The sequence below is a fragment of the uncultured Amaricoccus sp. genome, assembly GCF_937891315.1.
Classification (GTDB): domain Bacteria; phylum Pseudomonadota; class Alphaproteobacteria; order Rhodobacterales; family Rhodobacteraceae; genus Amaricoccus.
In genome coordinates this window covers 1-9,071 of the sequence record NZ_CALAGI010000041.1, presented here as the reverse complement: position 1 = coordinate 9,071, position 9,071 = coordinate 1, and the positions used below count along the sequence as shown (strand labels likewise).

Here is a 9,071-nt window from a genome sequence, read left to right as displayed (position 1 = left end):
CTTCCTCCGGCGCGCCCGCGCTCCGCCGGGCCAGGGCCTCGGCACGCCGCGCGCGCGCCTCCGCCAGCCGCGCCTCGCGGGCCTGGGGGTCGAGCATGTCGGCCCAGCTTGGTTCGGTCCGCTCGGCGGGGCCTTCGGCGGACGGCGCCACGGGCATTTCCGGGCGATGACCCTCGGTGTCGGGATTCTCGGCGCCGGCCATCCCGGCGGGGGGGACCGGGGTCGGGAGGATCTGGACGCGCGGGATGTCGGGCCGCTTCGCGGCGCCGCGCGGGCGGGCGGGCACGATATCGACCGGACCCGCCGACTCGACCTCGGCGTCGGTCCAGGCGGGCAGGTCGAAACCGGAGCCCTCCGCCCCGGCGGCGTGCTTTCTCAGCCACGCCGACTGGCCCTGCTGTGACATCCGAGCTCCCACCACGTTCCGGCGGGCACGGAAGGCCACCGGGCAACACCCCAAAAAAAGCGCGCGCCCCCGCGCACCTGTACGCCCGGCATTCTAGACGAGGACGCCCCCGGATGCCAGCGCGCCACGCAAAACGAGCGCCGACCCGCCGGCCACTGCCCGGAAATCAGCCAGTTTCGCGCAAACCCAAGCTCAGACCGGACCCCTGCTCAGAAGGGATCCGCCGGATAGCCCACCGCCATCAGCGTCAGACCGTCCGGCGGGCAGACCGGACCGCAGGCGCTCCGGTCGCGGGCGGCCAGCGCCTCGGCGACGCGGTCCGGCGCCCAGGCGCCCGCGCCGACCCGCTCCAGCGTGCCGACGATGCCGCGCACCTGATTGTGCAGGAAGGACCGCGCCCGCAGGTGAAAGCGGATCTCGCGCCCGGCGGGATAGGCCACCTCCTCCACCTCCAGCGCGTCGAGCGTGCGCAGCGGGCTTTTCGCTTGGCACATCGACGAGCGGAAGGTGGTGAAATCATGCCGCCCCAGCAGATGCGCCGCCCCGGCCCGCATGGCGCCGGGATCGAGCGCGCTGTTCACCCGCCAGGCCCGGCCGCGATCCGCGACCAGCGGCGCCCGGCGGCTGACGAGACGGTAGCGATAGACCCGCTCGACCGCCGAGAAGCGGGCGTGGAACGCTTCCGTCACCCGCGCCGCCGCCACCACCGCGACGGGATCGGGTCGCAGATGCGCGTTCAGCGCCGCGCAGAGCCGGAGCGGATCCCAGTCGCGGTCAAGGTCGAGATGGGCGACCTGCCCCTCGGCATGGACGCCGGCGTCGGTCCGGCCCGCGCCGAGAACCGCCGCGCCGCCCGGCGCGATCCGCGCCACGGCGGCTTCCAGCGCGCCCTGAACGCTCGGCTGCCCGGCCTGCCGCTGCCAGCCCGCGAACGGCCGGCCGTCATACTCGATCCGCAGCGCGTAACGTGGCATGGCGCCCGCCCTATCGCGCACGGCGCCCGTTGCCAAGCCCGCGCTCGGAGGTGGGCACCCTGCCCCGCGTCTCAGGCGTCGAGGCGGACCGAGGTCCGCCCTACTTGCGCCGCCTGGTCGGGGTGGCGCGCTTGGTCGGCGTGGCGCCGAAACCCTTGGTCAGACCCTTGACGAAGGCCGCCTGCTGGCGGCGCGCCTCGGCGCTCCAGTAGGCGCGCCCCATGCCCGCCGCCTTGTTCGCCGCGCTCAGCCACATGCTCATGAACGGGTTCTTCATCCGGGCTCCTCCTGTTGCCGCGGCGCAGCATAGCCGCGTCTCCGATTCGAGTCCGCGGCCCAGGCGGCCCGTTAACGCATTGATAACCGATTCGTTGACCCGGAGGCGCCGCGGGGCGCAGTCTTCTGGCATCGCAACACCGTTTCGGAACCGCCATGCGCGCCACGCTCTCGATCCTCTGCCTCGCGCTGCTGGCCGGCTGCGCTTCGACCGGTCCGGTGGTCACCCCGCGGGTCAGCGGTGGCAACGAGGCGGACGGCATCGTCACGCTCTCCTCGACGCGCTTTCTCTACAATCCGGTCGAACCGGACTGGAAGGAGGCGGCCGACACCGCCGACCAGCGCTGTCACGCCTGGGGCCACGATGGCCCGGCCTATTTCGCCGGGGACCAGCGGGCCTGCGAGATCTACGATTTCCACGGGCGATGCGCCCGCGCCGTCGTCACCCGCTTCTACGATTGTTCGGGCTGATCGCGGCGCGCGCCGCGACAGGGCGGAGCGCGCCGGGTCACGCCGTCGCGCGCCGGACGTCCCAGGCCAGGTAGGCCATCGCCGAGCCGACGGCGATGAGCTCGATCCCGAGCAGCACGCCGATCAGCCAGCCGGCCGCGTCGGGCAGGTTCGCCGCGAGGATCAGCGCCAGCACGATGCCGGTCACGCCGCTCGCCACCATCCAGCCCCAGTTCTTCATCGGCCGGATCATCAGCGCGAAGACCAGGCGCTGGATGCCGTCGACCATGAAATAGACCACCATCAGCAGCGCCGCGGCGAAAAGCCCGGCCTCGGGCCGCGAGACCAGCATCCAGCCAACCAGGGCGGCGAGCGCGGCCGAGATGAGCTGAAGCCAGAAATAGTGCACCCGGGTCGCGCCGATCAGCCCGATCGCCTGACCGATGCCGGCGATGATCAGCAGCCAGCCCAGAAACACGATGAAGAAGGTCGAGGCGAACAGCGGTGCCACCAGCGCGACGAGACCGGCGACCACCAGCAGGGCGCCCTGAACCAGAAACCAGATCGCGCGCTTGCGGATGGTTTCGCGCGTCGCCTCGCGCAGTACCGCCGAAGCCTCGTTGACCGACATACCCATTCGAAAGCCTCCGAAAAATCAGCCCGACGCCGACAACCCGGGCGGACCGCGCACGGACGCCCCGCGACGCGGCGCTTCGGATCGACGCTATATCACCTCATCATCACCTGAACATCCGGATATACCGCGCGCCAGGCGTTGGCGCTGGCATTGCCGCCGCCGGTCCAGAGGCCGCCGACGCTGACGCCGGAATAGCCGCCGGTGCCGACCGAGACGCCGATCATCGGCCAGCCGCCACCGCCGCCGAGGGTGCGCAGTTCCGCCCGCGCCTCGACGGCGCCGCTCCGGCCGCCCTCCGCGCAGCGCACCCGGACCACCGGCGTCTGGTTGCCAAGGTCGGGGACGGAGACGGTGGCGGGCGCGGCGAAACTGGCGGTGCTGTAGGGGCTCGTCAGTTCGCAGGTGGCACCGGTGACCTCGCGGGTCGCGCCCGCCTCGGTGACGAAGGCGCGGACGGGAATCGTGCTGATGCCGAAGGCCGGCGGCATCGTGGCCTCCGAACGTATCTGGCTCGGCACCGGCGGCGGATCGGCGAAGCCCGTCTGTTCGACGCACCCCATGAGGCCGAGGCCGCCGCCGATCAGCAGGAGTTTCCAGGACATTCTCGCCTCCCCTCGGCGCCGGCTCAGCGCAGGATCACACGCAGGTCGGGATATTCCGACACCGGATAGGACGGGCCGTAAAGCCCCCAGCCGGGACCGGGCCAGCCCCAGGGACCGGGACCCGGACCGTAGGGCCCGCCATAGTACCCGCCATACATGCCCGGCGCGGCGCGCCAGAAGGTTTCGATCCCGACCTGCCCCCCGCCCTTCAGCTCGCCCGCCGCGCAGGTGAGGGTGAGGACCGGAGACTGCGGCCCGAAATTCGGCACGCGAAGCCGGGCGGGCGTCGTCAGCCGCGCGGAATAGAGGCTCGAGTCGATGGCGCAGGTCGCGCCCGCGACCTCGCGTTTCTGCCCGGCGGGATCAACGAGGAAGGTCCGGACCACGAGATCGGCCTCGCCCTGTACCGCGACGTATTTCGCACCGCTCACCACCACGTCTGGCCCGAGCGGCAGACCGCCCGCGCAACCGGCCAGAGCCATCGCCAACCCGAGACTTGCTGTCTTGCGCATGAGGATCTTATTCCGCCGCCACCACCCGCGGCCAGCCGCCGGCGGCGAAGGCGGCGAGCAAGTCGCGCCGCCGCTCCGCCGCCGCCTCGGCCGCCGCCTGCTTCACATGACCGAAACCGCGAACCTTGAGCGGAAGTTCGGCGAGTTCGATCGCCACCGCCGCGGTCGCCGGGTCGAAGCCCGCCGCGACGAGATCCATGTCCGCCTCGTACTGCGTGATCGCCGCCCGCTCCCGCCGCCGCTCCTCCGTCCAGCCGAAGGGGTCACAGGGCTTGCCGCGCAATCCCTTGAGCCTCGCCAGCCGGCGGAACACCCACATCATCCACGGGCCGAACTCGCGCTTCACCGGATGCCCCGCCGCGTCGCGCCGCGCGAGGATCGGCGGCGCGAGGTGAAAGCGCATGGCCCGCGTGTCCGAGAACCGCGCCGCGACCGCCGCCTCCAGCGTCTCGGCATGCAGGCGCGCGACCTCGTATTCGTCCTTGTAGGCGAGCAGCTTGTGATAGCCCTTCGCCACGGCTTCGGCGAAACCTTCGTCCCGCGCGCGCGCCGCCGCGATCCGATCGCGATAGCGCCGGGCGAGAGCCGCGTCCTGATAGCGTTCGAGATGCGCGGCGCGGCGCGCGACGATGGCATCGAGATCCTCGGCCGGCGCCGCCACGCCGGCGATCGCCGCCGCCGCCTCGGCCGGGTGGAGGATCGCCCAGCGGCCGAAGGCGAAGGCCCGCTTGTTGCCCTCGACGCCGGCGCCGTTGATCTCGATCGCCCGGGTCAGCGCGTCGAGCCCGAGCGGCAGCAAGCCCGCCTGCCAGGCGGCGCCGAGCATCAGCACATTGGCATGGATCGCATCGCCGAGCAGCTTCTCGGCCATGCGGGTCGCGTCGATCATGCAGAGCGCCGCGTCGCCAAGCCGTGCCCGAAGTGCGAGCGTCAGCCGGTCGGTCGGCAGGGCGAATTCGCGGTTCCGGGTGAATTCGCCGGTGATGATCTCGTGCGCGTTGCAGACCGCGCGCGTCCGGCCGCGCGACAGGAGGCCGAGCGTCTTCGCCGACGCGGCCACGACGAGATCGCCGCCGATCAGCGCGTCCGCCTCGCCGACCGCGACGCGGATCGCCGAGATGTCGGCGGGGCGCGCCGCGATGCGACAATGGATATGCACCGCCCCGCCCTTCTGCGCGAGGCCCGCCATTTCCATCTCGCCCGCGCCCTTGCCTTCGAGATGCGCGGCCATCGCGATGAGAGCGCCGACGGTGACCACGCCGGTGCCGCCGACCCCGGTGATGACCACGTTGAAGGTGCCGTCGATCGCCGGCAGGCTCGGCTCCGGCATCTCGGGCAGCGCCAGATCGGTCGGCGCCGGCTTGCGCACCTTGGCGCCTTCCAGCGTCACGAAGCTCGGGCAGAAGCCGTTCAGGCAGGAGAAATCCTTGTTGCAGGAGGACTGGTCGATCTCGCGCTTGCGCCCGAACGCAGTTTCCAGCGGCAGGATCGAGACGCAGTTCGACTGTACCCCGCAGTCGCCGCAGCCCTCGCAGACCTCCGTATTGATGAAGACGCGGGCGTCGGGATCGGGGAAGCGGCCCGCCTTGCGCCGCCGGCGCTTCTCGGCGGCGCAGGTCTGGATATAGAGGATGGCGCTCACGCCCTCGACTTGCATCATCTCGCGCTGGACCGCGTCGAGATCGTCGCGCGGGCGCATTTCCATGCCGGAGGGAAATTCCTCGAAGGCGACCTCCTCCTTCGGATCATAGACCCCGACAACCCGCCTGACACCCATGGCCCGGAGCTCGTGCGCGATGCGTTGCGCCGTCAGGCCGCCCTCGTTCGGCTGACCGCCGGTCATCGCCACCGCGTCGTTAAAGAGGATCTTGTAGGTGATGTTCACACCCGCGGCCAAGGCGGCGCGGATCGCCTGCGCTCCGGAATGGTTGTAGGTTCCGTCGCCAAGGTTCTGAAAGACATGGCGGCGCGTCGAAAACGGCGCCTCGCCGATCCAGTTCGCCCCCTCGCCGCCCATATGGGTGAAGCCCTCGGTGTCGCGGTCCATCCATTGGACCATGTAGTGGCAGCCGATACCGGCATAGGCCCGCGCCCCCTCCGGCAGCCGGGTCGAGCTATTGTGCGGACAACCCGAGCAGAACCACGGCTTGCGGCTCGCGATCTCCTCGGCATTGTCGGCGCGCACCGCCGCGTCGAGGCGCGCCCGCCGCGCGCGCAGGCCGTCGGTCTCGATGCCCTCGCGCGCCAGCAGGTCGCCGAGCAGGCGGGCGACCTTCACCGGATCGAGCGCCTGCTTGACGGTGAACACCGTCTCGCCCGCCTCGTCCTTCCAGCCGATCACCCGGCGGCCGCGGCGGTCGTTGAAGATCGCCTCCTTGATCTCGACCTCGACCAGCTTGCGCTTTTCCTCGACGACGATGATGAGCTCCAGCCCCTCGGCCCAGTCGCGGAAGCTCACGACGTCGAGCGGCCAGACCATGCCGACCTTGTAGGTGGTGATCCCGAGCCGCTCGGCCTCCACCGCGCCGATGCCGAGCAGGTCGAGCGCGTGCGCGGTGTCGAGCCAGGACTTGCCGCAGGAGACGATGCCGATCCGCGCGCCGGGCTTGCCATGGACGCGCCTGTCGAGCCTGTTCGCCCGCGCGAACGCCTCGGCCGCGAAGCGTTTGTAGTCATGCAGCCGCGCCTCCTGCGCCACGGGCGTGTCGTGGAGGCGGATATTGAGCCCGTCGGGTGGCAGGGCGAAATCATCGGGCGTGACGATGTTCAGGCGAAACGGATCGCCATCGACCACCGAAGTCACCTCGATCGTGTCCTTTACGCATTTCAGCCCGACCCAGCAGCCGCAATAGCGGCTGAGCGCCCAGCCAAGGAGCGCGTAGTCGAGCACTTCCTGCACGCCCGCCGGCGACAGGATCGGCATCATCACATCGACAAGCGCGAATTCCGAATGATGCAGCGTGGTGGAGCTCTCGCCGGTATGGTCGTCGCCGAGGCAGGCGACGACGCCGCCGAATTCGGCCGTGCCGGCCATGTTGGCGTGGCGAAAGACATCGCCGCAGCGATCGACCCCCGGCCCCTTGCCGTACCAGAGGCCGAACACGCCCTCCACCCGGCCCTCGCCCCGCAGATGCGCCTGCTGGGTACCCCAGAGCGCGGTGGCGGCCAGATCCTCGTTCAGCCCGGGTTCGAACTTGATGTCGGCGGCGGTCAGCCGCGCCCGGGCCCGCGTCATCCGCTGGTCGACGGCGCCGAGCGGCGAGCCGCGATAGCCCGAGACATAGCCCGCGGTCCGCAGCCCCGCCGCCTCGTCCCGCGCCTTCTGCATCAGCACGGCGCGGACCAGCGCCTGCGTGCCGCCGAGCAGGATGGATTGTTTCGAGAGGTCGAAACGGTCCGCCAGCGAGACATCGTGAACACTCATGCGCGCCTCCCCCAGGCCAGGTGCGTTTCTTTTTCGCTTGAGATCGATTATAGGTCAGAATTGATGACCAAAGAAGCAAATTTGCGTGTAAACGGCGAAACGCGCGCTGAACGACAGGAAAATGCGCGGTTGCCCCTTCCGGAAACGCGGGCGGCGATTAAGTCGAAACGCGCGAAGAAATATGTGATATGTCGCGGACCGGACCTTGGTTACCGCGATTACAAAAAAACAGGCGGAACGAGTATGGACTGGGACAAGTTGCGAATCTTTCACGCGGTGGCCGACGCAGGCAGTCTGACCCACGCGGGCGAAACACTGCATCTCAGCCAATCGGCCGTCAGCCGCCAGATCCGGGCGCTGGAGATCAGCCTCAACACCACGCTCTTCCGCCGGCATGCGCGCGGATTGATCCTGACCGAGCAGGGCGAACTGCTGTTCGAAGCGACGCGCACCATGACGACGCGCCTCGACGCCACCGCCGCCCGCATCCGCGACAGCGAGGACGAGGTGTTCGGCGAATTGCGCATCACCACCACCACCGGCTTCGGCACGCTCTGGCTGGCGCCGCGGCTGCCCCGGCTGTTCGAGCGCTATCCGAACCTCAAGATCGACCTGATGCTTGAGGAGCGGGTGCTCGACCTCGCCATGCGCGAGGCGGACGTCGCGATCCGCATGAAGGAGCCGAGCCAGGCCGACCTGATCCGGCGTCGGCTGATGGAGGTCCGCATCCGATTCTACGCGAGCACCGGCTATGTCGAGAAGAACGGCCTGCCGCGCACGCCGGAGGAACTCAACAGCCACCGGCTCATCACCCACAGCCCCGCCTCGCCGCAGGTGCGCGCCGGGGCCGATTTCGCGTTGCCGTTCCTTGCCAGCAACCTGCAATCGGTGCTGACGGTGAACAGCTATTTCGGCATCCTGCAGGGCGTGGCGCAGGGTCTTGGTGTTGGAGCGTTGCCCGATTACATCACCGCCGATACGCCGAATCTGGTCAGCGTCCTGCCCGAAGACCAGAGCGCGCCGATCCCGGTCTATCTCGCCTATGTCGAAGAACTGCGCCATTCCAAGCGCGTAACGGCGTTCCGTGACTTCGTGCTGGAAGAGATCACCGCTTACAAGCGCAAGGCCGAGCCGGGGCTCGCCGGCGCCCCGGTGAGCCATGCGGCGTCGCGATAGCTGTCATGCCCAACATTTGGGCATTAACACTTGTCGCATAGCGCCAGCGCCGCTATATTGCATTGCGAAGCAGACGGCGTCCTGGACGACATCCGCTTCAACCTCCCTGTTGGACTTGGGCCGAGCATTGCTCGGCCTTTTTTTTAGGCTCCGAGCCATGGGTTCCGGCGACGGAAACCCTTTCGCTCGCATGGGATGCTGGTAAAAGCGCGCCATCTCAGCATCTGGAACCGCGCATGTCCGACGCCCTCCTCTACCGCGAGCCGCAGACCGAGCCGGAGATCACGGATGCGCTCGTCGCCGCGCACGGCCTGAAGCCGGATGAATACCAGCGCATCCTCGCGTTGATCGGCCGGACGCCGACGCTGACCGAGCTCGGCATCTTCTCGGCCATGTGGAACGAGCATTGCTCGTACAAATCCTCGAAGAAATGGCTGCGCACGCTGCCCACCACCGGCCCCCAGGTGATCCGCGGCCCGGGCGAGAATGCCGGCGTCGTCGACATTGGCGACGGCCAGGCGCTGGTCTTCAAGATGGAGAGCCACAACCACCCCTCCTACATCGAGCCCTATCAGGGCGCGGCGACCGGGGTCGGCGGCATCCTGCGCGACGTC

10 protein-coding genes are annotated in these 9,071 nt (G+C 69.4%); 3 read left to right on the top strand and 7 right to left on the bottom strand.

Annotated features, from left to right (window positions below):
* The 3 genes from Q0480_RS03005 to Q0480_RS02995 all read right to left on the bottom strand — a co-directional run.
* The coding region (locus tag Q0480_RS03005; RefSeq protein ID WP_299130489.1) for a hypothetical protein at positions 1 to 406 on the bottom strand (406 nt) is incomplete at its 3' end.
* 209 nt (positions 407 to 615) lie between these two features.
* Positions 616 to 1,380: a tRNA pseudouridine(38-40) synthase TruA gene (gene truA / locus Q0480_RS03000; protein ID WP_299130488.1), complete on the bottom strand. Its 765-nt coding sequence runs from the start codon at positions 1,378 to 1,380 to the stop codon at positions 616 to 618.
* A gap of 100 nt (positions 1,381 to 1,480) precedes the next feature.
* Entirely contained in the window at positions 1,481 to 1,657 is a 177-nt protein-coding gene (locus Q0480_RS02995) for a hypothetical protein (RefSeq protein ID WP_299130486.1), read from the bottom strand.
* 155 nt (positions 1,658 to 1,812) lie between these two features.
* Here Q0480_RS02995 and yecR point away from each other — a divergent pair, with 155 nt between their 5' ends.
* On the top strand, positions 1,813 to 2,127 hold the full coding sequence (gene yecR / locus Q0480_RS02990; protein ID WP_299130484.1) for a YecR family lipoprotein: 315 nt from the start codon (positions 1,813 to 1,815) through the stop codon (positions 2,125 to 2,127).
* A gap of 37 nt (positions 2,128 to 2,164) precedes the next feature.
* Here the strand turns inward: yecR and Q0480_RS02985 are convergent, their stop codons facing one another.
* The 4 genes from Q0480_RS02985 to Q0480_RS02970 all read right to left on the bottom strand — a co-directional run bounded on the left by Q0480_RS02985 (position 2,165) and on the right by Q0480_RS02970 (position 7,296).
* On the bottom strand, positions 2,165 to 2,743 hold the full coding sequence (locus Q0480_RS02985) for an HdeD family acid-resistance protein (protein ID WP_299130482.1): 579 nt from the start codon (positions 2,741 to 2,743) through the stop codon (positions 2,165 to 2,167).
* 92 nt (positions 2,744 to 2,835) lie between these two features.
* The gene (locus tag Q0480_RS02980) at positions 2,836 to 3,345 is read right to left on the bottom strand and encodes a hypothetical protein (RefSeq protein WP_299130478.1); all 510 of its coding nucleotides are present in this window, start codon (positions 3,343 to 3,345) and stop codon (positions 2,836 to 2,838) included.
* A gap of 23 nt (positions 3,346 to 3,368) precedes the next feature.
* Positions 3,369 to 3,857 carry a hypothetical protein gene (locus Q0480_RS02975; RefSeq protein WP_299130476.1) on the bottom strand — a complete coding sequence of 163 codons (489 nt, stop codon included), beginning with the start codon at positions 3,855 to 3,857 and terminating at the stop codon, positions 3,369 to 3,371.
* Between the two features lie 7 nt (positions 3,858 to 3,864).
* A complete protein-coding gene (locus Q0480_RS02970; RefSeq protein ID WP_299130491.1) occupies positions 3,865 to 7,296 on the bottom strand; it encodes an indolepyruvate ferredoxin oxidoreductase family protein in 3,432 nt (1,143 codons plus the stop codon).
* Between the two features lie 228 nt (positions 7,297 to 7,524).
* On the opposite strand from Q0480_RS02970, the gene Q0480_RS02965 reads away from it, so the two are divergent.
* Entirely contained in the window at positions 7,525 to 8,457 is a 933-nt protein-coding gene (locus tag Q0480_RS02965) for a LysR family transcriptional regulator (RefSeq protein ID WP_299130474.1), read from the top strand.
* A 236-nt stretch (positions 8,458 to 8,693) separates the two neighbouring features.
* On the top strand, positions 8,694 to 9,071 hold a 378-nt coding region (locus tag Q0480_RS02960; RefSeq protein WP_299130472.1), incomplete at its 3' end, for an AIR synthase related protein.

What these genes read in the sequence shown, in the direction of transcription:
- yecR (WP_299130484.1), top strand. Translation starts at nt 1,813, where the DNA reads ATGCGCGCCACGCTCTCGATCCTCTGCCTCGCGCTGCTGGCCGGCTGC.
- Q0480_RS02975 (WP_299130476.1), bottom strand. Translation starts at nt 3,857, where the DNA reads ATGCGCAAGACAGCAAGTCTCGGGTTGGCGATGGCTCTGGCCGGTTGC.
- Q0480_RS02995 (WP_299130486.1), bottom strand. Translation starts at nt 1,657, where the DNA reads ATGAAGAACCCGTTCATGAGCATGTGGCTGAGCGCGGCGAACAAGGCG.
- truA (WP_299130488.1), bottom strand. Translation starts at nt 1,380, where the DNA reads ATGCCACGTTACGCGCTGCGGATCGAGTATGACGGCCGGCCGTTCGCG.
- Q0480_RS02985 (WP_299130482.1), bottom strand. Translation starts at nt 2,743, where the DNA reads ATGGGTATGTCGGTCAACGAGGCTTCGGCGGTACTGCGCGAGGCGACG.
- Q0480_RS02965 (WP_299130474.1), top strand. Translation starts at nt 7,525, where the DNA reads ATGGACTGGGACAAGTTGCGAATCTTTCACGCGGTGGCCGACGCAGGC.
- Q0480_RS02980 (WP_299130478.1), bottom strand. Translation starts at nt 3,345, where the DNA reads ATGTCCTGGAAACTCCTGCTGATCGGCGGCGGCCTCGGCCTCATGGGG.